The organism is Robertkochia aurantiaca, assembly GCF_020166495.1.
Lineage (GTDB): Bacteria > Bacteroidota > Bacteroidia > Flavobacteriales > Flavobacteriaceae > Robertkochia > Robertkochia aurantiaca.
On the sequence record NZ_JAINZS010000001.1, the window covers coordinates 153651 to 179216 of the forward strand.

Here is a 25566-nt window from a genome sequence, read left to right on the forward strand (position 1 = left end):
TGAGTTTTTATACTTTTGCGAGGAAATGAAATTTACAGCAGCACAAATAGCAGGAATTCTGGAGGGTGAGGTAGTCGGTGATCCCGACGTAGAGGTTTCAAAACTGGCCAAGATCGAAGAGGGGAGTGAAGGTACTCTTACCTTTCTGGCCAACCCGAAATATACACCTCATATCTACTCAACCAGGGCTTCCATCACGATAGTTAATAAAGACTTTGATCCTGAACAAAAGGTAAAAACCACACTTATAAAGGTGGAAGATGCCTATAAGTCATTTTCAAAACTCCTGGAGTATTACAACCAGGTAAAACTGAATAAGACGGGCGTTGAGAAGCCGGTTTTTATATCAGAGACTGTCAGTCATGGTGAAAACATATATATCGGTGCCTTTTCTTATATAGGTGAAAATGTGAAGATCGGAGATAATGTAAAGATCTTCCCCAATGTTCATATTGGTGATAATGTGACTTTGGGCGACAATGTGATCGTTTATTCAGGAGCTAAGATCTATTCAGAATCGATAGTAGGTAATTATTGTGTTATTCACAGCAACGCAGTGATCGGTGCCGACGGTTTTGGTTTTTCTCCTGATGAGAAAGGAGAGTATCAAAAGGTTCCTCAGACCGGGAATGTCATTCTTGAAGATCATGTAGATATCGGAGCTGCCACGACCATTGATCGTGCAACGCTTGGCTCTACGGTTATTAAAAGAGGAGTGAAGCTTGACAACCAGATACAGATCGCCCATAACGTCGAAATAGGTGAAAATACCGTGATTGCCGCTCAGACAGGTATTGCAGGTTCTACCAAGATCGGGAAGAACTGTATGATAGGAGGGCAGGTCGGTATTGTTGGCCATATCACCATAGGTGACAGGGTACGCATACAGGCCCAGTCAGGTATAAACCGAAACGTAAAAGACGATGAAGTACTGCAGGGTTCTCCTGCATTACCATATAATAATTTCAGTAAATCGTTCATCCATTTTAAGAATCTGTCTAAAATGGCAGACAAACTGCACCAATTAGAAAAAACGAAAAATCAATGAGTAAAGAGGCGGTTAAACAAAAGACCATCGCTAAAGAGGTTACTCTGAAGGGGGTGGGACTGCATACCGGTAACCAGGTTACCATGACCTTTAAGCCTGCTCCGGAGAATCATGGTTTTGCATTCAAACGGGTGGATCTGGAAGGAAAACCCGTTATCGAAGCAGATGCCACCTATGTGGTTAATACCCAAAGAGGAACCAATCTCGAGAAAAAGGGAGTGATGATTCAGACCTCAGAGCATGTGCTGGCTGCACTTGTCGGGATGGACCTTGATAATGTGTTGATCGAACTGAACGCTTCTGAGCCTCCCATTATGGATGGTTCTTCCAAATACTTCGTAGAAGCCATTGAAGAAGCCGGAGTGGTGGAGCAGGAGGCTGAAAGAGAAGAATTCGTGGTAAGCGAGGTTATTTCTTATACCGACGAAGATTCAGGAAGTGAGATAACAGTGATTCCCTCCGATGAATACCAGGTGACCACCATGGTCGATTTTGGTACCAAGGTGCTGGGAACTCAAAACGCTACCCTGAAACACCTTGATGAGTTCAAGACAGAGATAGCCGATTCAAGAACGTTTAGCTTTCTGCATGAACTCGAAACCTTGCTTGAGCACGGACTTATCAAAGGAGGTGATCTCAATAATGCCATCGTTTATGTAGATAAGGAGCTTTCTCAGGAGACCATGGAGAAGCTGAAGGTGGTATTTAAAAAAGATAATATATCGGTTAAGCCAAACGGCATACTTGATAACTTAACGCTGCATCATCCCAACGAAGCTGCCAGACATAAACTGCTGGATGTGATCGGGGATCTGGCTCTGGTCGGAACCCGTATTAAAGGGAAGATCATCGCTAATAAGCCCGGGCATTATGTGAATACCCAATTCGCAAAAAAGCTCAACAAAGTCATCAAAGCGGAGAAACGCAATAAGGTGCCCAAGTTCGATCTGAGTCAACCTCCATTGATGGATACGGTTCAGATCATGAATATGTTACCGCATCGCTCTCCCTTTCTGCTGGTAGATAAGATCATTGAATTATCAGATACCCATGTGGTCGGGTTAAAGAACGTGACTATGAACGAGCCGTTCTTCGCGGGTCACTTTCCGGGAGCTCCGGTTATGCCCGGAGTTCTCCAGGTGGAGGCTATGGCGCAGACCGGAGGGATACTGGTGCTGAGCACGGTGCCCGATCCTGAAAACTATCTGACCTACTTCATGAAAATAGATAACGTGAAGTTCAAACAACAGGTACACCCGGGTGACACCCTTATTTTTAAACTGGAGTTACTCTCTCCGATCAGAAGGGGTATATGCCACATGCAGGCCTATGCTTATTCGAACGGGAGGCTGGTAACGGAGGCCGAGTTAATGGCCCAAATTGTAAAAGTTAAAGACACATAACATTATGAATCAACCCCTGGCATACGTCCATCCGGGCGCTAAAATAGCCAAGAACGTGGTTATTGAACCGTTTGCCACCATCCATAACAATGTGGTTATCGGTGAAGGTACCTGGATCGGCAGTAACGTGACTATCATGGAGGGAGCCCGAATCGGAAAAAATTGTAATATTTTTCCGGGAGCCGTTATTTCAGCTGTTCCTCAGGACCTTAAATATGACGAAGAAGACACAACCGCTGAGATCGGTGATAATACAACCATCAGAGAGTGTGTGACCATTAATAAAGGTACCAGTGACAGAATGAAAACCGTGATAGGCAAGAACTGCTGGATCATGGCTTACAGTCACATCGCACACGATTGTGTGGTGGGTGATCACTGCATTTTTTCTAATAACAGTACTCTGGCCGGGCATATTACCGTTGGTGACCATGTGGTGCTGGCAGGAATGACCGCCGTGCACCAGTTTTGTTCGATAGGAAATCACGCGTTTGTGACGGGAGGATCTTTGGTTCGTAAAGATGTTCCTCCTTATACCAAAGCGGCCCGGGAACCACTTTCATATGTGGGGATCAATTCGGTAGGTCTGAGAAGACGAGGGTATACCACGGAGAAGATTCGTGAGATCCAGGATATTTACCGCATACTTTATCAGAAAAATTATAACAATTCCCAGGCTGTAGAGATCATCGAAGCCGAAATGGAGGCTACCCCTGAAAGGGATGAGATACTCCAGTTCATCAAAGATTCGCAACGCGGAATCATGAAGGGATATTTTAGTTCAGGTTCTAATTAAAATTTACCATGGCAAATACTTCAGACATCAGAAAAGGATTGTGTATTCGATATAACAATGATATCTACAAGATCATTGAGTTTCTTCATGTAAAACCGGGAAAGGGTCCTGCTTTTGTTCGTACAAAACTGAAGAGTGTAACCACAGGAAAAGTTCTGGATAACACCTTCTCTGCCGGTCACAAGATCGAAGATGTGCGTGTAGAAACCAGAAACTACCAGTACCTGTATCCTGAAGGTGAAGTTTTTCACTTTATGAATACAGATGATTACACTCAGATTCCGATCCAGAAAGATGCGATCGATACGCCCGACCTGCTTAAGGAAGGAGAGGTTGTGACCATAATTTTTAACGCCGAAGATAATATGCCGCTTTCTGTTGAAATGCCTGCTTCTGTCATACTGGAGGTAACGCATACAGAGCCGGGTGTAAAGGGAAATACTGCTACCAACGCTACCAAACCCGCAACCCTGGAAACGGGAGCCACTGTTATGGTACCTCTCTTTATTAACGAAGGAGATAAGATCAAGGTCGAGACCGAAAAAGGTACCTATCAGGAACGCATGAAAGAATAGCGCCTGACTGATGAAATTCGACAAAACATATCCCCTGGAGGCCATAGCCGCTATTATCGGTTGCGAATATGTAGGGCCTGCTGATTTTCCGGTTAGCGGAATGAATGAGATCCATGTGGTGGAAAACGGCGATATCGTTTTTGTAGACCACCCGAAATATTACGACAAGGCTCTTTCTTCCGAAGCAACCATTGTACTGATCAATAAGGAGGTGCCCTGTCCGGAAGGAAAGGCCTTGCTTCTGTCTGATGACCCGTTCAGAGATTTCAATAAACTTACCGCGTATTTTAAGCCATTTAAGGCAGCAGAAAGTTATATCGCGCCTTCTGCCCGCATCGGCAAAGGGAGTATTATCCAGCCGGGTTGTTTTATAGGCAATAATGTGGAGATCGGTGAGAACTGTCTTATACATGCCAATGTGACCATCAATGATAATTGCATCGTTGGTAACGAAGTAATCATACATTCAGGAACCGTATTAGGCTCAGATGCCTTTTATTACAAGAAAAGGCCTGAGGGCTTTGATAAATTGCTTTCCGGAGGCAGGGTCGTTTTACGCGATAAGGTAGAGTTGGGAGCTGGCTGTACCCTTGACAGAGGGGTTACGGCAGATACGACCATCGGTACCGGTTCTAAGCTTGATAACCAGGTGCATGTAGGTCATGATACGGTTATCGGTTCAAATTGCCTTATCGCCTCACAAACAGGAATTGCCGGTTGTGTTGTGATCGAAGATGATGTGACCCTGTGGGGGCAGGTTGGTATTGCCAGCGGTTTAACAATTGGTAAAAAAGCTGTAGTTTTGGCACAGTCAGGAATCAGCAAATCCCTTATGGGAGATAAGACCTATTTCGGTTATCCTGCTGAAGAAGCCCGAAAAAAATATAAGGAGCTTGCGGGGATCAGGCAGATTCCTAAAATCATTGAAAAACTAAGTTAACTCAATTATGTCGTCTGAAAATAAAAATATCGTAAAGCGATTCTATGATGCCGATAATCTGAAAAAACCGGAAGTGCTTCAGTCTTTGCTTCACGATGATTGTCAGCTTTTCTGGAACAGCTCTAAAGGATTTCTTAATCTGGGAAGAACAGAGCTTCTTGAAATGGCTGAACGACTAAACGCTTCTTACCACAGTATACGTGCTGAGATCAGCCATATCATCGCTGAGGGTAATGAGGTGTCGCTGCGCTTTACCTATTACGTGACGCCCATCGAAGATCCGGAAGAAGAAACAGCCCTGGCTCACTTCATCACTATTTGGGAGATCAAAGATGAAAAGCTCTATCGGGGCTATGAGATCAGTCAGCTTGCTGATGATCATCCGGTTAACCTGAACTCCTTTTTGCGTTTCAACCTTGAGAGCAACGAATAACAGGAATTAACTGATGGCATCGTTTCGTCAATCCCGATCAAAAAACTATTTTTGTCTAGCTTAAAAAATTACATACATGAGTGTTCTAGTAAATAAGGATTCTAAAATAATTGTTCAAGGGTTTACCGGAAGTGAGGGGACCTTTCACGCTGAACAAATGATCGACTATGGTACCAATGTCGTCGGGGGTGTTACTCCGGGTAAAGGCGGGCAGGAGCATTTGGGGAAACCCGTGTTCAATACCGTTTCTGAGGCTGTTGAAAAGGCCGGTGCCGATGTGTCTATCATCTTTGTTCCTCCAGCTTTTGCAGCAGACGCTATCATGGAAGCTGCAGATGCAGGTATCAAGGTCATCATCACCATCACAGAGGGTATCCCTGTGGCTGATATGATCAAAGCGAATAATTATGTTAAAGGAAAAGATTGCAGGCTGATCGGACCAAACTGTCCGGGTGTTATCACCCCTGGAGAGGCGAAGGTTGGGATCATGCCGGGCTTTGTTTTCAAAAAGGGTAATGTAGGTATCGTATCAAAGTCAGGTACTTTGACCTATGAAGCTGCTGATCAGGTTGTAAAGCAAGGGTTGGGAATTACCACAGCCATTGGAATCGGGGGTGACCCGATCATCGGAACCACCACCAAAGAAGCGGTTGAGTTGTTGATGAACGATGATGAAACCGAATGTATCGTAATGATCGGTGAGATTGGAGGTCAGCTGGAAGCTGATGCCGCCAGATGGGTAAAGGAGAACGGAAATAAAAAGCCTGTGGTTGGATTCATAGCAGGGGAAACCGCTCCTAAAGGAAGAACCATGGGACATGCCGGGGCTATCGTCGGTGGAGCCGATGATACTGCTGAGGCGAAAAAACGCATCATGAAAGAATGTGGAATACACGTGGTAAATTCACCTGCAGAGATCGGAAAGACCGTGGCTGAAGTACTCGGTTAATCCATAACTATACAGAATATTTGAACCCGCCATCAGGCGGGTTTTTTTATGTGCCGGAAGTATCACTAAATTAAAGAAGACAGGTAGTGAACATAGGTAGTTTTTTTATCTTTGAACCAGACTAATCCAATTAACAATAATCTCAATGCAATTATTAGAAGGAAAAACCGCCATTATAACCGGAGCAAGCCGGGGAATAGGAATGGGAATTGCCAAAGTGTTCGCCGACCACGGTGCAAACGTCGCTTTTACCTACAGCTCATCTGAGAAGCCTGCTCTGGAACTCGAAAAGGAGCTTGAGGAAAAAGGAGTGAAGGCAAAAGCTTATAAGAGTAATGCTGCCAGTTTCCAGGAAGCTCAGGATCTTGTAGATGCAGTTTTGAATGATTTCGGTGCAATCGATATCCTCATCAATAATGCCGGTATCACCAAAGATAATCTTCTGATGCGTATGACGGAAGAAGACTTTGACAAGGTGATCGAGGTCAACCTTAAATCGGTTTTTAATATGACAAAAGCGGTACAGCGTACCATGCTGAAACAGCGCAAAGGCTCTATTATAAACATGAGTTCGGTTGTAGGAGTGAAAGGTAATGCCGGACAGGCTAATTATGCAGCCTCAAAGGCCGGTATCATCGGCTTTTCAAAGTCAGTAGCCCTCGAACTGGGATCCCGCAATATCAGAAGTAACGTGATTGCTCCGGGCTTCATCGAGACCGAAATGACAGCCTCTCTTGATGATAAGGTAGTAGAAGGGTGGAGGAATGCTATTCCTTTGAAAAGAGGCGGCTCTCCCGAAGATATCGCCAATGCATGCGTTTTTCTTGCATCAGACCTTTCGGCATATGTCACCGGTCAGGTGCTTAACGTCGATGGCGGAATGCTTACCTGATAGACCGATATGTTATTTGTTACCACACCCGAAATTGTCGGCTTCGAGATCACGGAAACCCTGACAACAGTTAGAGGGAGTACTGTCAGGGCCCGTAATTTCGGGCGTGATTTCTTCGCAGGCCTCAAAAACCTGGTAGGAGGTGAGATCAGTGAGTATACCAAATTATTGGCACATGCCCGGGAAGAAGCCATACAGCGAATGATCGATGATGCCCGTGAACAGGGTGCAGATGCTGTTGTGAATGTACGTTTTACCACCTCACAGGTGGCTCAGGGGGCCGCTGAGATCATGGCCTATGGAACAGCCGTCAGAGTTAAAAAAACGTGAAGGCTGAAACCTTTGTAATAATATTCAGTATACTTATAGCAATCTTCGTACTGCGATACCTTATCGGTTTCATCTATGTAGTGATCAAACGCATAATCGATCGCCGTCACGAAGATTTCGATAAACGCGACCATTAATGAAAGAAACCACCCTGTTGCTGGTAATACTTGCTGCCTTAATATCTATAGCGGTGGCGTATGCCTATTACCGCGATAAAAAAAATCAGGGCTCATTCAGGTGGTTGTTCACCGGGCTTCGTGCGCTCAGCATCTTCTGCCTTTTATTATTGCTCATCAATCCGTTGATAAGTAATACCTCTTACATCAGCGAAAAGCCTGAGCTCGCCATACTCGCAGATAATACGATTTCGATCAGAGCTCTTGACGCGGGTGTTACCGAGCTCTCAATTCTAGAAGAATTTAATAATCACCCCGAGCTGTCAGAAAAGTTTGATCTGAAGCGCTACCGGTTTTCTGAATCCCTGGAAACTTTAGATACTCTGGACTTCTCCGGAAATCAGACTGATATCGGATCGGTACTGAAACAATGGGGAGAATTATCTCAAAATGAAAGGGGAGTGGTGATGCTCCTGACAGATGGTAATCAGACCTTCGGAAAGGATTATCAGTTCTTTAAAGATAACTTCAGGATATATCCCGTGGTGTTGGGTGATACCACAGCCTACAGTGATCTCCGCATCGAACAGGTGAATGTCAACCGGTATTCCTACCTCGGGAATGATTTTCCCGTCGAGATCTTTGTGGGGTATTCAGGTGACCGCACGATAAACAAGACCCTTTCGGTTTACTCCGGAACCAAAAGGCTTTTTAGTAAATCGTTGAATTTTTCACCTGACAAGCGGGGAGAAAGAGTCGAAGTCATTTTGCCGGCATTTGAAAAGGGCATCATAAAATACAGGGCTCTGGTTGAGGAAGTTGACGGAGAAGCTAATACAGACAATAACAGCCGGAGATTTGCAGTTGAAGTAATAGATACCCGAAATAAGATCGCTTTAATAAGTGCGATCTCCCATCCAGACCTGGGAGCCCTGAGGCAAGTTCTCGAGAGTAACGAAAGGAGGGAGGTTGTTTTCCTTTCCCCTGGCGAGACCTTCGAAGTAGCAGATTTTAGTCTGTTTATCGTCTATCAACCCGATAATCGATTCGATAAAGTCCTGGATGTCATTCAAAACAGCCGTTCGAATTTCTGGGTATTCGGCGGTAAAACAACCGACTGGAACTTTCTTAACAATAAATTGTCAGGATTCGATTTCTCTTTCGGGTATCAGTCTGAAGAAGTTCAGGCGATCAGAAACCCCGACTTCAACGAATTGCAACTGGAAGGTCTGGATTTTACCGATTATGCTCCGGTTGAAAAGCCTATTGGAGACCTGATTCTTCCGCCGGGCTCTCAAACTCTTTTATATCAATATATTGCAGGGGTTCAGACCTTTCAGCCTTTGTTGTTTTACAAGGAGGAACAGCAACTGAAGCAGGCCTTTTTCGTGGGCGAAGGGATATGGAAATGGCGGGTTAACCATTACGCGGAACACGGAAATTTCCAGCGGTTCGACAATTTCTTTTTACAGCTTACCCGCTACCTCTCATCAGATTCCAACCGTTCCAGATTAACAGTCGATTTTGAACCTTTTTATTATGGTGGTTCCAATATCACATTGAAGGCTTCCTACTATGATAAGTCCTATACCTTTGATCCTAATGCCACTCTCAGATTGGAGCTGAATAACCGGGAAACGGGAAGGAAGCTGTCATATCCTTTCCTTATTCGCGGAAATACCTATGAGGTAGGTATCAGCGATCTTTCGCCCGGGGAATATGATTTCCGTGTAAACGTGGAAGGAGAATCCCTGGCTGAGAATGGTTCTTTTACCGTTATCGACTACCAGGTGGAACGTCAGTTTGTTTCTCCTGATATCGAGCGGCTGAGACGATTGGCAGAGAACACCGGAGGATCCCTGATCTTCCCCGAACAGGCCGACAGTTTGCTGACTGCTCTTCAAACGAATGATACGTATCGTCCCGTTCAAAAAAGCCGTACCGAGTTAAGCCCGTTGATCGATTTCAGGTTGCTGCTGCTGCTTATGGTGCTTAGTCTGGCTGCAGAATGGTTTTTGCGGAAATACCGGGGTTTGATATGATTCCTGTTACTCAATAATGTATATTTGAGTGAACTTTAAAAATCATATGTTACACTATGGATAAATTACCTAAAATTGGAATTCCGGTAATCATCATTATTATTTCCCTGATCATTTTTGTATCGAAATCAACCATCACTATAGATTCAGGAGAAGCCGGAGTGCTTTATAAAAGATTCGGCGGAGGTGTTGTTACCGAAGAGCCTCCTCTTTCAGAAGGGTTTCACCTGGTGGCACCCTGGAACAAAGTTTTCGTTTACGAGGTGCGTCAGCAGGAAGTTTTTGAAAAGATGCAGGTGCTTTCGTCTAACGGTCTGGAGATCAAACTCGATGCCTCTGCCTGGTATCAGCCGGAGTACGAGAACCTGGGGAAACTTCACCGGGAAAAAGGAGAAAGCTATGTTTCAAGAGTCTTACAACCGGCTATCAGGTCAGCCGCAAGAAGTGTGGTAGGAAGGTATACTCCTGAACAACTCTATTCCAGTAAGCGTGATGCCATTCAGAGCGAGATCTATACAGAAACCAGAAACATCATCGACGATCAGTATATACAACTCAACGAGATTCTTGTTCGCGATATTACGCTTCCTCCGACCATAAAGGAGGCTATCGAGCGTAAACTGCGACAGGAGCAGGAGTCACTGGAGTATGAGTTCAGACTGGAAAAGGCTGAAAAGGAAGCTGAGAAACAGCGAATTGAAGCTCAGGGTAAAGCCGATGCCAATAAGATTCTGAGTGCATCTCTCACCGATAAGATTCTGCAGGAAAAGGGAATAGAAGCTACTCTGAAACTATCACAGTCTTCCAATACAAAGATCATTGTGGTCGGTGGTGGTGAATCAGGCTTGCCTATCATTCTTGGAAATCAGTAATACAGGGTTCAGAGCCCTTTCAAACCTCCGGAAACCCCGGAGGTTTTTTTATTCCTTATTTTCTTCTACAGAAGGGAGGGGTTCCGGTTTTTCAACCTGCATCATCTTGCCGCTTCTTCCCCGGGTCTGAACCGCTCTGACAGAATTCTGGGTGTATTCTATGCATTCCTCATTTTTAAGCGTATTCAGCAACATGCTTTTTTCGACCAGACACTTGTCTAATTGTTGTCTGTAACGATTCTTCATAAAGACTCTTCCGGCAACATAGCCAATGAGAAAAGCGAAACCTAAAAACAGAACGAAGGTGGTGAGACTGATCGGTAATGACGGATCACCTGGCATCATGGATAAGGGTAGCATAACGATTGGTTAGTAAGAATTATAGTATTAAAAGTATATATTTTCTGACAAATAACCATTTTTTTATGACTGATCCTTTTTAACAAAAAAATAATTAGGGGTTTGGTTATTCTGATTTTTATACATTAAATTTGTGCTGACAAAATCAAAAATGAGAAACAACAACGTACATCATCATCATATTCATTACTCCGCTCAGGCGAGGTGAGATGATTATGTATTTGATCATATTGAAAACCCGTTTGAGCAATCAGGCGGGTTTTTTTATTTTTCAGCTGCCTGACCTCAAACCAAACTAAATCAAAAACCAGATGAAAGAAAAAAAATTAAAAATTGCTATTCAAAAATCAGGCAGACTATTCGAAGACTCGATAAGGATACTCAAAGACTGTGGGATCTCTATCGATAACGGAAAAGATCAGTTAAAGGCTTCGGCCCGCAATTTTCCTCTTGAAGTCATGTATCTCAGAAACGGAGACATCCCACAGTATCTTACCGACGGGGTGGCAGACATCGGAATTATCGGTGAAAACCTGATCGTAGAGAAAGGAGAAGACCTGGAGGTGATGCAGAAACTGGGTTTTTCAAAATGCCGGGTGTCTCTGGCAGTTCCCAAAAAAGAGGCTTTTGACGGATTGGAATCGCTCAGGGGTAAAAAAATTGCCACTTCCTATCCAAATACCGTTCGACAATTCCTGGACCAGAATAAAATAGAAGCCGATTTGCACATCATTAGCGGTTCGGTTGAAATAGCGCCCAGTATCGGGCTCGCCGATGCCATAGTAGATATAGTTTCGAGTGGGAGCACCCTTTTTAAGAACAATCTGAAAGAGGTAGCTACGATCATCAAAAGTGAGGCGGTTCTGGCTGCTTCTCCCAAGATGGATGATGATGTCAGGAAGATTGCCTCCAAGCTGCAGTTCAGGCTTCAGTCTGTATTAAGGGCCCGGGAATCGAAATATGTGTTGCTCAATGCTCCGAATGAAAAGGTCGATGAGATCATTAAGGTGCTTCCCGGGATGCGAAGTCCTACTGTACTCCCTTTGGCTCAGGAGGGATGGAGTTCTCTCCATACAGTTATCGAGCAGGAGAAATTCTGGGAGATCATTGACGAATTAAAAGCCATAGGAGCAGAGGGTATCCTGGTATGTCCAATCGAAAAAATGGTATTGTAAAAGATGAAGAAGTATATAAATCCACCAGCAAAAGAACTCAGTGATATATTACGCAGGCCTACTCAGACGGTCACCGATCTGGAACCCCTGGTAAAACAGGTTTTTGAAGAGATTCAGGAAAAGGGAGATGAGGCATTGTATAAATACACCAGCTTATTTGACGGGGTGACACCCGACTCACTCGAGCTGTCTGCCGAACAGATCAGCTCAGCAGCCGAAAAAGTTCCTGAATCTTTGAAAACGGCTATTAAAAGAGCCTACGATAATATTTCAGCCTTTCACAGGGCTCAGCGCACAGAACGGGTAGAGGTAGAAACCGCTCCCGGCGTGAGTTGCTGGCAGGAAAAGAGACCCATCGAAAAGGTAGGTCTGTATATTCCGGGAGGTTCAGCACCGCTGTTTTCCACGGTTTTGATGCTTGCCATACCCGCACAACTGGCGGGTTGCCGTGAAATAGTTTTGTGCTCTCCTCCAGACAAGGAAGGAAAGATTCATCCCGCCATACTTTATACTGCAAATCTTTGCGGGGTGACCAGAATCTTTACTTTAGGGGGTATTCAGGCGATAGGAGCTATGACCTTCGGTACAACAACTGTTCCGCCGGTATATAAAATATTTGGTCCCGGAAATCAGTACGTGACCGTAGCCAAGCAGCTGGCCACCCGTTTCGGTATAGCCATTGATATGCCGGCCGGTCCTTCAGAGCTGATGGTGGTAGCCGATGACTCGGCCAGGCCTGAATATGTGGCTGCAGATTTGTTGTCTCAGGCAGAACACGGCCCCGATTCTCAGGTGATCCTGGTTTCAACCTCCTCGAAGCTGATAGGAAGTACCCGGGAAGCTTTGGATGCCCAGATAACTTCCCTTCCACGCCGGGATATCGCCGAACAGGCTATTTCGAATTCAGTGGCCATACATGTAGGTTCACAGGAAGAATGTCTGAAGATCGCCAATCTGTACGGACCAGAGCACTTGATCGTTTGCCTGGAAGATGATACTGACTTTGTAAAAGAGATAAGTAATGCCGGTTCGGTTTTCCTGGGTAACTATACTCCTGAAAGTGCAGGTGATTATGCCTCGGGTACCAATCATACCCTTCCCACCAACGGCTATGCCCGTCAATACAGCGGGGTGAACCTTGACAGCTTTCTGAAAAGCGTAACCTTTCAAAAGATCAGTAAATCAGGTATCAGAGATCTGGGGCCGGCCATAGAAACCATGGCCGAGGCTGAAGGACTGAAGGCGCACAGCCTCGCTGTAAGCGTACGATTAAAAGATCTGCAGTCATGACGAACAAGACCATTTTTGATCCCCTGGCTGTTTGCAGGGAAAACGTAAAGAAGCTCAGCCCATACAGTTCAGCACGTGATGAATTCAGTGAACATAAGCAGGGACTTACTTTTATCGACGCTAACGAGAATCCGTATGGCGACGGATTAAACAGGTATCCCGATCCCTATCACGGAGAACTGAAAGAGAAGTTAAGTGTTGTCAAGGAGGTGCCTGCCGGGAAGATATTTTTCGGTAACGGGAGTGATGAAGTGCTGGATCTTCTTTTCAGAGCATTTGCCGAGCCGGGTTCCGATAATGTGATCACCCTGCCTCCGACATACGGAATGTATAAGGTTCTGGCCGGTATTAATAACGTTGAAAACCGGGAAGTACAGCTTTTGGATGGTTTTCAGATCGACACCGAAAAGGTTTTGAAAAGTATCGATGAACATACCAAAATGATATTCATCTGCTCTCCCAATAATCCCTCAGGGAACCTGATGAGCGAGAATAGCGTTAAAACCCTCCTGGAGAATTTTAACGGCCTGGTAGTGATCGATGAGGCATATATCGATTTTACTCCTGCCGACAGTTGGAGTAAAGCTTTAAGTGAATATGCAAATCTCGTGGTTACACAGACCTTTTCCAAAGCTTACGGGTTGGCAGGAATTCGCTTAGGGATATTGTATGCCTCACCGGAGATCATCGGTATCCTGAATAAGATCAAACCCCCGTATAACGTCAATTCCCTTTCAGCAAATACGGCCATGACCCGACTGGAGAACATCAGAGTTGTTCAAGATCAAATCACTGAAATAGTAGCGAATAGGGAACAGTTAATTAAAGCTTTACTTGAAGTTGATTTCGTTACAGAGGTCTTTCCTTCCGATGCGAATTTCATCTTAGCCAGAGTTGATGATGCGACACTTCGGTACCGGCAACTTCTGGATAAAGGTATCGTCGTAAGAGACCGCTCTTCTCAGGTATTATGTGAAGAAACACTGCGTTTTACTGTGGGAACCACCGAGGAAAACCAAAAATTACTCAAAGCCTTACAAGAACTGAAAACAACATGAAAAAGATTTTATTTATAGACCGGGACGGAACCATTATCAAGGAGCCCGGTGATGAACAGATAGATTCATTCGAGAAACTGGAATTTTATCCGGGGGCTTTGCAATATCTTCCCCGTATCGCTAAGGAGCTTGACTACGAGCTGGTGATGGTGACCAACCAGGACGGACTGGGAACCGATTCATTTCCGGAAGAAGATTTTTGGCCTGTTCAGAACTTTATGATGAAAACCCTCGAAAATGAAGGTGTAAAATTCACTGAAGTATTGATCGATCGTACTTTTCCGAAAGATAATGCTCCCACACGTAAACCCGGCACGGGTATGCTGACCTCTTACCTGAACGGGACATACGATATGGCAGCATCATTCGTAATCGGTGATCGTTATACCGATATGGAGTTGGCCAGGAATCTGGGGGCTTATGGTATTTTTCTTGACGACCATCCCGAATTAGGTGATGGTGAGACCTCCCTTCCTTCTGATGCCCTCTCTGAAAATATCGCATTGCGGGCAAGGGACTGGAAATCGATCTTCGAATATCTGAAGATTGGGCAACGCAAGGCAAAACTCGAAAGGAAAACCCACGAAACCGACATCAGTATATCTCTTAATCTCGATGGGGAGGGATCGCATAAAAATGAGACCGGCATACCCTTCTTTGATCATATGCTGGACCAGCTGGCTCGTCATGGAGGCATGGATCTGCAGATACGTGCCATTGGTGATCTGCACATTGATGAACACCATACCATTGAAGATACAGCTATTGCCCTGGGCGAGGTGTTCGCTAAGGCCCTCGGAGATAAAAGAGGAATCGAACGCTATGGCTTTACCCTTCCGATGGATGACTGTCTGGCTCAGGTTGCTATTGATTTCGGAGGAAGAAGCTGGTTGGTTTGGGAAGCAACATTCAATAGGGAAAAGATCGGTGAGATGCCCACAGAGATGTTCTATCACTTTTTCAAGTCTTTTGCCGATGGTGCCCGGGCCAATATCAATATCAAGGCAGAAGGAGCCAATGAACACCACAAGATAGAGGCTATTTTCAAAGCCTTTGCCAAGGCGATCAAGGCTGCGGTGAAGAGAGACTCAGAGAAGATGGTATTGCCCACCACCAAAGGAATGCTATAAGATGAAGGTAGTTATTATTGATTATGGAGCAGGGAACATTCAGAGCCTGAAGTTCGCCTTTCAACGATTCGGGATCGAGGCTGAGCTCAGTAAGAATCCTGAAGTGGTCAGCAGTGCAGACCGGGTCATTTTTCCCGGGGTGGGTGAAGCCAGCAGTGCCATGCTGAAGCTTAAGGAGACAGGCCTTGACCGGCTGATACCTGAACTGACCCAGCCTGTGCTGGGCATCTGTCTGGGAATGCAACTCATGTGTGAACATTCTGATGAAGGAAATACCAGGGGGCTGGCAATCTTCAAGGACCCCGTGGTGCGTTTCGATAATGCCCTTAAAGTGCCTCAGATAGGGTGGAACCAGATAGAGGAACTGCAATCACCGCTGTTCAGGGGGGTGCCCGAAAAGTCTTATATGTATTTGGTACACAGCTATTATGTGCCGGTTTCTGACCACGCAATAGCCCGCTGTCTGTATGGTGACTGGTATGCCTCAGCACTGAGGTACAAGAATTTTTACGGCACTCAGTTTCACCCGGAGAAGAGCGGAGAAACCGGACAACTGATACTTGAAAACTTTATTCGAACGAAAACAGAAGAACTTATCTATGAGAATAATACCGGCAATTGACCTGATCGATGGAAAATGCGTGCGTCTTGAAAAAGGAGACTACGATAAGAAAAAGGTATATAACGAAGATCCGCTTGAAGTGGCCAGATCATTTGAAGACCACGGAATCGAATACCTCCACCTTGTCGATCTTGACGGGGCCCGGAGCCAGCAGATCGTGAACTATCGTATTCTTGAAAAGATCGCTACCAAAACCGCTTTAAAGATCGATTTCGGAGGTGGCCTCAAGAAAAGTGAAGATCTTCGAATCGCCTTTGAAAGCGGTGCCTCACAAGTAACCGGTGGAAGTATAGCCGTGAAAGACAAAGAGGTTTTTACCGGATGGCTTGACAGGTATGGGGCTGATAAGATCATTTTAGGGGCTGATGCCCGTGATGGTAAGATCGCTGTTTCAGGGTGGCAGGAAGCCACAGATCTCGAACTCTTTGATTTCGTGCAATCTTATTATGAAGAAGGAATTCGATATGTGATCTGTACAGATATCAGCAAAGACGGTATGTTGGGTGGTCCTGCCTTTGACCTGTATGCAGAGCTGCTGCAACGCACCGGGAACGAAGAAAAAGAAGACCTGAAACTGGTAGCTTCAGGTGGGATATCTGATATCTCAGAGCTTCCGAAGCTCGCAGCTATAGGGTGTGAGGGAACCATCGTGGGCAAGGCTTTATATGAAGGTCGTATCGGCCTGAAAGAGCTTGAGAGTTATATCCTGGGAAATCGCCCTGAGTGAACTTAACCGCTGCCGGTATGCGCTGAATGGCTTATTAAAACAAAAGGATTCAGTGTTTATAACAGCATTTTTTAAAATCAAATAAACAGATGCTTACAAAGCGAATCATACCCTGTCTTGATATAAAAGACGGAAGAACAGTAAAAGGAGTAAATTTCGTCGGTTTACGCGATGCAGGAGATCCGGTTGAGCTGGCCAGTCGGTACGCAAAGGAGGGAGCTGATGAACTGGTGTTTCTCGATATATCTGCAACTGAAGAAAAGCGACGAACCCTGGCAGACATGGTGCTGAGAGTAGCTGAAGCTATCAATATTCCCTTTACCGTTGGTGGGGGAGTAAGCTCAGTAAAGGATGTGGAATTATTGCTGCACAGCGGAGCTGATAAGGTAGCGGTAAATTCTGCCGCAGTCAGAAAACCGGAGCTGATCAACGAATTGTCAGCTAAGTTTGGCAGCCAGTGTATCGTGGTGGCTATCGATGCCAAATATATTGATGAACGGTGGGTTGTACACCTGGTAGGAGGGAAAAAGCCAACCGATGTGGAATTATTCTCATGGGCACGGGAAGTGCAGGAACGCGGTGCCGGAGAAATACTGTTTACCTCCATGGACCATGACGGAACTAAGAACGGTTTTGCCAATGAAGCCCTGAAAAGGCTTAGTGAGGAGTTGCATATACCTGTGATCGCCTCGGGCGGCGCAGGCAAGCCTGTCCATTTTAAGGATGCATTTGAAGAAGGACATGCCGATGCAGCCCTTGCAGCCAGTGTTTTTCACTACAAGGAGATTCCGATCCCTGAATTAAAAAGCTATTTAAAACAAAACGGCATAGCCGTGAGAATCTGATACCTATGGAAATAGACTTCAACAAGAATAATGACGGCCTGGTCCCGGCAGTGATACAGGATTCAGTAACCGATAAGGTACTCATGCTGGGTTATATGAATCAGGAAGCTCTGGATAAGACCCTGGAAACGAAAAAAGTAACCTTTTACAGCCGTTCTAAAAAGCGCTTGTGGACCAAAGGTGAAGAAAGTGGAAATTTTCTGCACCTCAATGAGATCACGACCGATTGTGACCGCGACACCCTGCTGGTGAAGGTACGTCCTGAAGGCCCGGTATGTCACAAGGGCACCGATACCTGCTGGGAGGAAACCAACGAAAGTTCGTTTGGGTTCATCGGTTACCTGGAAAACGTGATCACCCAGAGAAAAGATCAGGACGATGATCAAAAAAGCTATGTTAAAAGTCTGTTTAACTCCGGGATCAATAAAATAGCCCAGAAAGTAGGCGAGGAGGCTGTAGAGACCGTTATAGAAGCCAAAGATGATAATGATGAGCTTTTCCTGAATGAAAGTGCCGATCTGCTCTTCCATTACCTGATATTGTTGCAGGCAAAGGGCTTTACCTTGAAAGATATCGAAGGGGTTCTGAAAGAAAGGCATCGGTAGTATAAGCATTACAAGGCTTTTAACATTTCTGAATTAAATGTAACTTAAGCCCTAAATAGTCTGAAGTGAAGAAAAAAATCAACCTGCGGAAAGTGATCACCAAGACCTTCCGGGCAGATAGCAAGATCGGAAAGGCCCCGGGAACGGTCATCTATCAGGGGATGAAGGGAGACGGAAAATATTCCGTCGAGATCATTACCTACTCAGAAGATAGTTACGAGGAAAAGATTATCGATAACTTTAATAACGGCATACCGAAGACCAACGGTGATAAAGTTTGCTGGATCAATGTGCGCGGGTTAAGCAAGGAAAAGGAGATCGAGAAGCTGGGTAAATCCTATAATCTGATCCCTTTGACCATGGAAGACATCGTTAATACCAATTCACGGCCCAAGGTTGATGAATATCCCGATTATATATTCTGTATCATGAAAATGTTCTACCTCGACGAGGATTATAACGAGGTTATGGAGCACGTGAGCCTGGTGCTTACAGGGAATACGGTTTTGCTGTTTCAGGAGGCAGAGCATGACGTATTCGAGGGGGTAAGAGACCGGCTGAGAAACAGTTACGGTAGAATCAGAACCAGGGGAGCAGATTACCTGCTTTTTGCCCTGATCGATGCGATCATCGACCAGTACTTTCTGATCTCTGAAAATCTGCTTATGAAGATCGAGTCGCTGGAAGACAAGATCTACAGGGAGGCGAATCAGGATACTGCCATCGAGATCCAACGCCTGAAGAAAGAGGTGCTCACAGTTCGGAAACCGATCGCGCCGGTCAAGGAGATGATCAAAAGACTTTATAATACCAATAACAGCCTGGTTACCGAAGACACCAAGGTATTTTTAACCGATGCAATGGATCACAGCATTCAGATTCATGAGAACATCGAATTGTACCGTGAGATGTCTGTGCACCTTATGGAAACTTATATGAGTCATATGAGTAACCGGATGAACGAGGTGATGAAAGTTCTGACGATCATGGCAACGATCTTTATTCCTTTAACCTTTATCGTGGGGGTCTATGGTATGAATTTCGAGTATATGCCCGAGCTGGATGAACGCTACGCCTATTTCGTGGTATGGGGAGTGATGTTGTTTATTTTCTTTGCCCTGCTGATATATTTCAAGCGTAAAAGATGGCTGTAGTCATTCAGATTTCTTCAAAAGGGAAAAGGTCTGAAGACAGATAACGGTCACCCCGGTCACAAACGATCACCACGACCACACCTTTTTCGATTTTTTCGCATACTCGCAAAGCCGCTGTTACCGCACCGCCACTGCTCATTCCGGAGAAGACACCCTCTTCAGATGCCAGTCTTCTGGCCATAACCACCGCCTCTTCTTCACTGACTTCGAGTATCTCATCAACCTTTTCTGCATTGAAGATGGAAGGCAGGTAGGCTTCAGGCCATTTTCGTATCCCGGGAATTCTTGCATTATCAGTGGGTTGTACCCCGATGATCTGTATATCCGGATTCCTTTCTTTCAGGTAGGTGGATGTTCCCATGATGGTGCCCGTAGTGCCCATGGAAGAAACAAAATGAGTGACCTCACCATCGGTATCCCGCCATATCTCAGGTCCTGTAGTCTTATAATGAGCCTTCCAGTTATCGTCGTTTCCGAATTGATTCAGCATATAATACCCCTCCTCCTTTACTTTGCGTTCGGCATAATCTCTGGACCCCTCGATGCCTTCATCTGCAGGGGTCAGTATTACCTTGGCGCCATAGGCCCGCATGGTCTGTACCCGTTCCCTGGTAGAGTTCTCAGGCATGATCAATTCAAGGTTCAGGTCGTAGAGACTGGCAATCATGGCCAGGGCAATGCCCGTATTTCCGCTGGTAGCCTCGATCAGCTTTGTATTCCGATCGATTTCACCTCTCTCCAGCGCACTTTTGATCATATTGAAGGCAGGTCTGTCTTTAACACTGCCTCCCGGATTATGACCCTCTAATTTAAACAACAGGGTTACATCTTTGTTTTTGATCAGTTTCTCAGAAGCTATCAAAGGGGTGTTTCCGATCTGTTCAAGCACAGAGCTATGATTCATGGGCAGTCGTTTTGATTTTTATATCAGGCGTATGGGTTACGATTGAATTTGCCGCCACCGATGATGTAAGCCAGACGTTACCACCTATGATACTGTTGGCTCCTACGACCGTTTCTCCTCCTAGAATGGTGGCGTTGGCATAAACCGTAACGTTATTTTCCAGGGTTGGATGGCGTTTGGTGTTTTTGAGTTCCTTTTCAACATACAGGGCTCCAAGGGTGACTCCCTGGTATAACCTGACTTCGTCTTTGATAACCGCGGTCTCTCCGATCACAACTCCTGTGGCATGGTCAATAAAGAATGATTTTCCTATTTTGGCCCCCGGATTGATGTCAACGCCTGTTAGTTTGTGAGCGTATTCAGTCATCAATCTCGGAACAAGCGGAAAGCCATAAAGGTAAAGCTCATGGGCCAGGCGGTACATCGCGATGGCGCAGAACCCGGGGTAGCTCATATAAACTTCTTCCACGGAATTGGCCGCAGGATCATTTCTGTATATGGCATGTGCATCCTGATTGAGCAGGTCGAGTATGCCCGGCAGCATGTCACAATATTTCTCCCAAACCTGTCGACACGGATTATTTGTTTCCCAGCATGCGAGGTCAACCAGTTCAGAGAACAGATCTCCAAGCTTTTTCAGATTCGGTTCCACCGGGGTTTCGGCATCGAAAAGCGTGAGAAAAAGTGAACGGGTGAATTCTTCGGTACGATCCTTTAAACGAAACCTTAGATTAGGATTCCTTTTATTTGCCTCGATCTGTTGTATGATACTCTTATTCATAACAGGATTACTCTCTCAAAAGTAATGATAATTCAAGCTCACTCCTTGTTTTTATACTAACTTTAATACCGCTTTAAATATCATTCTTTATGAGTAAAATTCCCGATTCAGCCATACAATTCCTTCAGGACTTGAGAAAAAACAACAACAGGGACTGGTTTAACGATCACAAAGATCGTTTCAGGCAGGAACAAAAACAGGTAAAAGGATTTTTCCAGGAACTGCTGAACGAATTACGCAAACATGACGAGATCGATACCATGAAAATGTTTCGGATCTACAGAGATGTGAGATTTTCTAATGACAAAACCCCTTACAAGTCCCATTTTTCCGGAGCTTTTCACCGCTTGAAACCCCGTTTGAGGGGAGGGTATTACCTGCATATCGAACCGGGAAGCAGTTTTATCGGCGCCGGTTTCTGGGCTCCTGAAAAGGAAGACCTGTACCGCATTCGAAAGGAATTTGAAACCGATGACCAGGAGATCAGAAAAATTCTGAACGACAAAATGTTCATCAAGTATTTTGGTGAACTCACAGGCGATGAACTGAAAACCGCGCCAAAAGGATTTGACAGGGAGCATCCGGCCATAGATCTGATCAGAAAAAAGCAGTTTATCGTTACCCGGAAGTTTACAGACGCAGAGATCACTGCCAACAACTTTCTTTCAGAGGCTGATGAAACTTTTCGTGCGATCAGGCCTTTCTTTGACTATATGAGCGATGTACTCACCACCGACCTGAACGGGGTCTCCCTGATTGAGTGATCATGCCACGCAGTCACGGTCGATCAGCTGAATCTGGTCTTTTAATCTCTCGATAACGATCTTCATCATACGTTTATTAAGCGCAGAAGAATTCTCTATATAATGCAGGTATTCCTCCTGGGTGAATTGACCGATTACCATACCTTTGAGAGAGTTCCTGAACTTGATGTCTTTTTGAATCGCGTTGTCAATGTATCGCAACTGTTTTTCAAGTGAAAGGGTGTAAAAGACTCCCTTGTGCTTATTCGCATAGTTGCGAAATACCTCTAACAGCAGGTCATTCTGGAGTTTGATAACGGGTCTTAAAGTCTCATTCTGGAATCGCTCCTCCTGGCTCATCGAATCGTAAACTAAGGCGTTGGCAATGGTAGGACGAAGTTGGAGAAGGTCCTTTGTTCTGCTTTCCATGATAACGAAGTTTTCTTAAAGATACTAAATAGCAGAGGTGCTTAATTGGGTAAAACGTTAACTTTTCAACGGGGTTATAAACATTTGGTTAACTTTGAATGACTAACCTGAATAATCAAGAAATGATCAAGTCTGTTAACCCTTATAACGGTAAAGAATTATATGAATTTGAAGAATTCTCTTCTGGGCAGATCGCGGCTGCTGTAGATCAGGCACATAAGGCCCATTTAGAGTGGAGAAATTCTTCTTTTGATCACCGCCGGAAGCATCTTAAACGCGTGGCTGAACTGCTTCGTGAAGGAAAAGAGAACTATGCCCGTACGATGAGCGTGGAAATGGGAAAACCCATCACCCAGGCTATCGCTGAAGTTGAGAAATGTGCATGGGTATGCGATTATTATGCCGACCATGCCCAAACCTTTCTGGCTTCAGAACTAAAAGAAACCGATGCGGGCGAAAGCTATGTATCCTATGAGCCCCTGGGTGTGGTACTTGCCGTAATGCCTTGGAATTATCCGTATTGGCAGGTGTTTCGCTTTGCAGCTCCCGCTGTGATGGCCGGTAATACAGGCTTGCTGAAACATGCGTCAAACGTGATGAAGTGTGCCCAGAATATCGAGAAAATTTTTCTTGATGCCGGATTTCCTGAAGGTGTATTCAGTCAGCTGCCTATCGGAAGTAAAAAGGTAAAGGAGGTCATAGAAAACGATAAGGTCAGGGCAGTAACTCTTACCGGGAGCGAACCCGCCGGAAGATCAGTAGCGGCAGATGCCGGAAATCAAATTAAAAAAACCGTTCTGGAACTGGGAGGCAGTAATGCCTTTATTGTGATGAAGGATGCAGATATTGAAAAAGCTGCTGAAACGGCATTACAGGCACGATTTCAGAACACCGGTCAGAGCTGTATTGCCGCCAAGCGATTATTGCTACATGAAGATATAGCAGAAGCCTTTATCGATAAATTTAAAAAAGGTATGCTTAAAATGAAGAGTGGTGACCCTCTGGAGGAAGATACTTATATCGGGGTGATGGCAAGGGAAGATCTGGCAGAAGAACTGGAAGATCAGCTGAAAAGGACACTTGATATGGGAGCTGAACTGATCCTGGGAGGAAAGCGTGAAAAGGCATGGTTTGAGCCTACCCTGGTAGATAAGGTTACTCCGGAAATGCCTTTATTCAGGGAAGAAACCTTCGGACCGGTTATCGGAGTTACCCGTTTCTCAACCGCAGATGAGGCGATTAACTTATCGAACGACAGTAAATTCGGACTGGGCGTAAATATCTTCACGAATGATATTCAGCAAATAAAGAAAATGGTTCCCCGTTTTGAAGAAGGCGCCGTTTTTATAAATGAAATGGTCAAGTCTGATCCCAGATTGCCTTTTGGCGGAGTGAAAGCTTCAGGCTACGGAAGGGAACTCAGCGAACACGGAATCAGGGAATTCGTAAATATCAAAACGGTATATATCAATTATTAACCGTAAATACAGGTTTTTGATTCTTTAGGAATACAGGGTTTCTCCTGTATTTGTATGTGATCTGTCTGCTCAGCCACTGCTTTTTCACCGCATTGACCTATGGTAAGAATGAAGTTCACCGAACTGGATACAATAAGGAGAACCAGGTAAATGATTGTTTTCATGATGCTGTAATTGGTTAAAGGTTACCTGAAGGTATGATTTAACTGTAATACAGCTGTTTACGTTAAGATAAAATTATCATCAATTTAACCTTACCATAAGATAATGTCGTATGATATCTTAAATTATTTTAAATCTCTGTATCTATTCTTCTGATTCTTTCGGACTGTCTTCATACCAGTTATCGAAGGTCTTATCGGTGGTATATGTATCTGTGAGTACTTTCCAGGTCATAAAAATGACCAGCAATTGACCGACGATCATCATATAAAAGAGAAATCCGAAATCCAGGTTCATCTGGATCAGGCTAACAAACAGAACCAGGAAACCGGTAACTCCGATCACCAGGGGTATGGTATACGATTTCATCTTTCTTTTTACTAAAAGATAAGAAGATCGCAGGATGAGAGCTCTTAATGAAAAGCTAATTTTATGGCTTTAAGCTCTTTACATCGGTTCCTGAAGGAGTCTCGAACAACTCGAGATCGAAATAAGGTACAGCCGCAATTATGTGTTCAAAGATATCGGCCATAATTCGTTCATAGTTCTCCCACCGTTTGTCACTGCTGAAAGCGTAGACCTCCAGAGGAATACCCTGTGGGGTCGGTGCGAGGTGGCGGGTCATGAACATCAGATCTTTGTTAATGGCCGGATGGTTTTGAAGATAGAGATCGCAATATTTTCTGAAGACACCGAGGTTTGTCTGGTTTCTTCCGTTCACGATCAGGCTCTTATCGATATCATTCGCCTTGTTGTAGGCATCTATATCGTCTTGCCGGTGTTTGATATACGGTGCTATCGATTGTATCCTGGAAAATTTTTTCAGGTCATCTTCCGTTAAGAAGCGAACGCTTCCCGACTTCAATATGATGGCACGCTTGATTCGTCTGCCGCCGCTTACCTGCATGCCCCTCCAGTTTCTGAATGAGTCAGAAATCAGGGCATAGGTAGGTATGGTGGTTATAGTATTATCGAAGTTTTGAACCTTTACAGTAGTGAGCGTGATTGCGGTCACATCACCATCAGCTCCATATTTATCCATGCTGATCCAGTCACCCACACGAACCATATCGTTAACAGATACCTGAATGCTGGCCACGAACCCCAGTATAGTATCTCTGAATATGAGCAGGATCACAGCCGAAGCGGCACCCAGTGTAGCCAGAAATCCGGTAACAGATTCATTAGTGATCTCTGAATAAATGAACAGCAGGGCGATGATCCATACGATGATCATGACTACCTGTGCATAAGAGTCGATTGGCTTGTCTTTGAAATAAGGCTTTGTTTTTGCGTATTCCCTGCTTGATCTCACAAAGCTTCTGAAGATCCATACCAGTACGAAAATTAGATAGATATCGGTAACCAGTAAGGTGAATTTGGCATAACCGGGATACCCCGTGAAGATATAGGGTATGAGTTGCTCAAATAATATCAGGGGTACGATATGAGCAGTATACTTCGGAAACTTACTCTGCGCGAGGAAATCATCGTACGTGGTCTTTGTCTTGTTAGAAAAGATCTGAAAAGCCTTGATGATCAGTTTTCTGAGCAGCCGGTCAAGCAGCCAAACCACCGTTACAACAATAATAACATTGAATATGAGGTTTAAAGGCCGGGCTGTGGCTTCGGCATAGCCATGATCGATCAATAAGCGGTAGAGGGTGTTTCCCAGTGATTCCAGAAGATCTTTGTTTTCCAAAGCAA

30 protein-coding genes are annotated in these 25566 nt (G+C 44.9%); 23 read left to right on the forward strand and 7 right to left on the reverse strand.

All coding sequences use genetic code 11. The annotated features are described in order from the left end of the window. Positions 1–25 precede the first annotated feature (25 nt). From lpxD to K7R10_RS00750, 12 genes are all read left to right on the forward strand, one after another. Positions 26–1048, forward strand: a complete 1023-nt coding sequence (gene lpxD / locus K7R10_RS00695; protein ID WP_224482754.1) for a UDP-3-O-(3-hydroxymyristoyl)glucosamine N-acyltransferase — start codon at positions 26–28, stop codon at positions 1046–1048. Next, positions 1045–2451 carry a bifunctional UDP-3-O-[3-hydroxymyristoyl] N-acetylglucosamine deacetylase/3-hydroxyacyl-ACP dehydratase gene (locus K7R10_RS00700; RefSeq protein ID WP_224482755.1) on the forward strand — a complete coding sequence of 469 codons (1407 nt, stop codon included), beginning with the start codon at positions 1045–1047 and terminating at the stop codon, positions 2449–2451. Before lpxD ends, K7R10_RS00700 begins: the two co-directional genes overlap by 4 nt. Positions 2452–2455: 4 nt before the next feature. After that, positions 2456–3247 carry an acyl-ACP--UDP-N-acetylglucosamine O-acyltransferase gene (lpxA, locus tag K7R10_RS00705; protein ID WP_224482756.1) on the forward strand — a complete coding sequence of 264 codons (792 nt, stop codon included), beginning with the start codon at positions 2456–2458 and terminating at the stop codon, positions 3245–3247. An 8-nt stretch (positions 3248–3255) separates the two neighbouring features. After that, entirely contained in the window at positions 3256–3822 is a 567-nt protein-coding gene (efp, locus tag K7R10_RS00710; RefSeq protein WP_224482757.1) for an elongation factor P, read from the forward strand. 10 nt (positions 3823–3832) lie between these two features. Next, the gene (locus K7R10_RS00715) at positions 3833–4762 is read left to right on the forward strand and encodes a UDP-3-O-(3-hydroxymyristoyl)glucosamine N-acyltransferase (RefSeq protein WP_224482758.1); all 930 of its coding nucleotides are present in this window, start codon (positions 3833–3835) and stop codon (positions 4760–4762) included. Positions 4763–4769: 7 nt separating this feature from the next. After that, complete coding sequence (locus tag K7R10_RS00720; RefSeq protein WP_224482759.1) at positions 4770–5195, forward strand: nuclear transport factor 2 family protein; 426 nt, start codon at positions 4770–4772, stop codon at positions 5193–5195. Positions 5196–5271: 76 nt separating this feature from the next. Continuing rightward, positions 5272–6144 (forward strand): succinate--CoA ligase subunit alpha, encoded by an 873-nt coding sequence (gene sucD / locus K7R10_RS00725; RefSeq protein ID WP_224482760.1) that lies wholly within the window; start codon positions 5272–5274, stop codon positions 6142–6144. 145 nt (positions 6145–6289) lie between these two features. Further along, entirely contained in the window at positions 6290–7036 is a 747-nt protein-coding gene (fabG, locus tag K7R10_RS00730) for a 3-oxoacyl-[acyl-carrier-protein] reductase (protein WP_224482761.1), read from the forward strand. A 9-nt stretch (positions 7037–7045) separates the two neighbouring features. After that, positions 7046–7366 (forward strand): YbjQ family protein, encoded by a 321-nt coding sequence (locus K7R10_RS00735; RefSeq protein WP_224482762.1) that lies wholly within the window; start codon positions 7046–7048, stop codon positions 7364–7366. Then, positions 7363–7503, forward strand: a complete 141-nt coding sequence (locus K7R10_RS00740) for a hypothetical protein (protein WP_224482763.1) — start codon at positions 7363–7365, stop codon at positions 7501–7503. The genes K7R10_RS00735 and K7R10_RS00740 overlap by 4 nt, the downstream gene beginning before the upstream one ends. Then, positions 7503–9524, forward strand: coding sequence for a VWA domain-containing protein (locus tag K7R10_RS00745; protein WP_224482764.1), 2022 nt, complete (start codon positions 7503–7505; stop codon positions 9522–9524). The genes K7R10_RS00740 and K7R10_RS00745 overlap by 1 nt, the downstream gene beginning before the upstream one ends. A 56-nt stretch (positions 9525–9580) precedes the next feature. Next, on the forward strand, positions 9581–10396 hold the full coding sequence (locus tag K7R10_RS00750) for a prohibitin family protein (protein WP_224482765.1): 816 nt from the start codon (positions 9581–9583) through the stop codon (positions 10394–10396). Positions 10397–10444: 48 nt separating this feature from the next. On the opposite strand, the gene K7R10_RS00755 is transcribed toward K7R10_RS00750, so the two are convergent. Next, entirely contained in the window at positions 10445–10756 is a 312-nt protein-coding gene (locus K7R10_RS00755; protein WP_224482766.1) for a hypothetical protein, read from the reverse strand. 311 nt (positions 10757–11067) lie between these two features. Here K7R10_RS00755 and hisG point away from each other — a divergent pair, with 311 nt between their 5' ends. The 9 genes from hisG (at position 11068) to corA (ending at position 19362) form a co-directional block, all read left to right on the forward strand. Next, positions 11068–11931, forward strand: coding sequence for an ATP phosphoribosyltransferase (gene hisG, locus K7R10_RS00760; protein ID WP_224482767.1), 864 nt, complete (start codon positions 11068–11070; stop codon positions 11929–11931). A gap of 3 nt (positions 11932–11934) precedes the next feature. Continuing rightward, positions 11935–13221: a histidinol dehydrogenase gene (gene hisD, locus K7R10_RS00765; RefSeq protein ID WP_224482768.1), complete on the forward strand. Its 1287-nt coding sequence runs from the start codon at positions 11935–11937 to the stop codon at positions 13219–13221. Next, a complete protein-coding gene (gene hisC, locus K7R10_RS00770; protein ID WP_224482769.1) occupies positions 13218–14279 on the forward strand; it encodes a histidinol-phosphate transaminase in 1062 nt (353 codons plus the stop codon). The genes hisD and hisC overlap by 4 nt, the downstream gene beginning before the upstream one ends. Continuing rightward, positions 14276–15409: a bifunctional histidinol-phosphatase/imidazoleglycerol-phosphate dehydratase HisB gene (gene hisB / locus K7R10_RS00775; protein WP_224482770.1), complete on the forward strand. Its 1134-nt coding sequence runs from the start codon at positions 14276–14278 to the stop codon at positions 15407–15409. The genes hisC and hisB overlap by 4 nt, the downstream gene beginning before the upstream one ends. A 1-nt stretch (position 15410) precedes the next feature. Then, positions 15411–16031, forward strand: coding sequence for an imidazole glycerol phosphate synthase subunit HisH (hisH, locus tag K7R10_RS00780; RefSeq protein ID WP_224482771.1), 621 nt, complete (start codon positions 15411–15413; stop codon positions 16029–16031). Continuing rightward, entirely contained in the window at positions 16009–16758 is a 750-nt protein-coding gene (gene hisA / locus K7R10_RS00785; RefSeq protein ID WP_224482772.1) for a 1-(5-phosphoribosyl)-5-[(5-phosphoribosylamino)methylideneamino]imidazole-4-carboxamide isomerase, read from the forward strand. Before hisH ends, hisA begins: the two co-directional genes overlap by 23 nt. 89 nt (positions 16759–16847) lie before the next feature. Continuing rightward, on the forward strand, positions 16848–17603 hold the full coding sequence (hisF, locus tag K7R10_RS00790) for an imidazole glycerol phosphate synthase subunit HisF (RefSeq protein ID WP_224482773.1): 756 nt from the start codon (positions 16848–16850) through the stop codon (positions 17601–17603). A 5-nt stretch (positions 17604–17608) separates the two neighbouring features. Next, a complete protein-coding gene (gene hisIE / locus K7R10_RS00795; protein ID WP_224482774.1) occupies positions 17609–18208 on the forward strand; it encodes a bifunctional phosphoribosyl-AMP cyclohydrolase/phosphoribosyl-ATP diphosphatase HisIE in 600 nt (199 codons plus the stop codon). 65 nt (positions 18209–18273) lie between these two features. Further along, positions 18274–19362: a magnesium/cobalt transporter CorA gene (gene corA / locus K7R10_RS00800; RefSeq protein WP_224482775.1), complete on the forward strand. Its 1089-nt coding sequence runs from the start codon at positions 18274–18276 to the stop codon at positions 19360–19362. A gap of 4 nt (positions 19363–19366) precedes the next feature. Here the strand turns inward: corA and cysM are convergent, their stop codons facing one another. Both cysM and epsC read right to left on the reverse strand, forming a co-directional pair. Then, on the reverse strand, positions 19367–20266 hold the full coding sequence (gene cysM / locus K7R10_RS00805) for a cysteine synthase CysM (protein WP_224482776.1): 900 nt from the start codon (positions 20264–20266) through the stop codon (positions 19367–19369). Further along, on the reverse strand, positions 20256–21047 hold the full coding sequence (epsC, locus tag K7R10_RS00810) for a serine O-acetyltransferase EpsC (RefSeq protein WP_224482777.1): 792 nt from the start codon (positions 21045–21047) through the stop codon (positions 20256–20258). Before epsC ends, cysM begins: the two co-directional genes overlap by 11 nt. 89 nt (positions 21048–21136) lie before the next feature. Here epsC and K7R10_RS00815 point away from each other — a divergent pair, with 89 nt between their 5' ends. Then, on the forward strand, positions 21137–21811 hold the full coding sequence (locus K7R10_RS00815) for a DUF2461 domain-containing protein (RefSeq protein WP_224482778.1): 675 nt from the start codon (positions 21137–21139) through the stop codon (positions 21809–21811). On the opposite strand, the gene K7R10_RS00820 is transcribed toward K7R10_RS00815, so the two are convergent. Next, positions 21812–22219, reverse strand: coding sequence for a glyoxalase (locus K7R10_RS00820; protein ID WP_224482779.1), 408 nt, complete (start codon positions 22217–22219; stop codon positions 21812–21814). Between the two features lie 122 nt (positions 22220–22341). Here K7R10_RS00820 and K7R10_RS00825 point away from each other — a divergent pair, with 122 nt between their 5' ends. Next, a complete protein-coding gene (locus tag K7R10_RS00825) occupies positions 22342–23697 on the forward strand; it encodes an NAD-dependent succinate-semialdehyde dehydrogenase (protein ID WP_224482780.1) in 1356 nt (451 codons plus the stop codon). Here K7R10_RS00825 and K7R10_RS00830 read toward each other — a convergent pair. The 3 genes from K7R10_RS00830 to K7R10_RS00840 form a co-directional block, all read right to left on the reverse strand. Then, positions 23694–23861 carry a hypothetical protein gene (locus tag K7R10_RS00830; RefSeq protein WP_224482781.1) on the reverse strand — a complete coding sequence of 56 codons (168 nt, stop codon included), beginning with the start codon at positions 23859–23861 and terminating at the stop codon, positions 23694–23696. The two genes, K7R10_RS00825 and K7R10_RS00830, sit on opposite strands and share 4 nt — an antisense overlap. A 142-nt stretch (positions 23862–24003) precedes the next feature. After that, positions 24004–24228 (reverse strand): hypothetical protein, encoded by a 225-nt coding sequence (locus K7R10_RS00835; RefSeq protein ID WP_224482782.1) that lies wholly within the window; start codon positions 24226–24228, stop codon positions 24004–24006. 61 nt (positions 24229–24289) lie between these two features. Next, positions 24290–25561: a mechanosensitive ion channel family protein gene (locus tag K7R10_RS00840; RefSeq protein ID WP_224482783.1), complete on the reverse strand. Its 1272-nt coding sequence runs from the start codon at positions 25559–25561 to the stop codon at positions 24290–24292. Between the last annotated feature and the right edge of the window lie 5 nt (positions 25562–25566).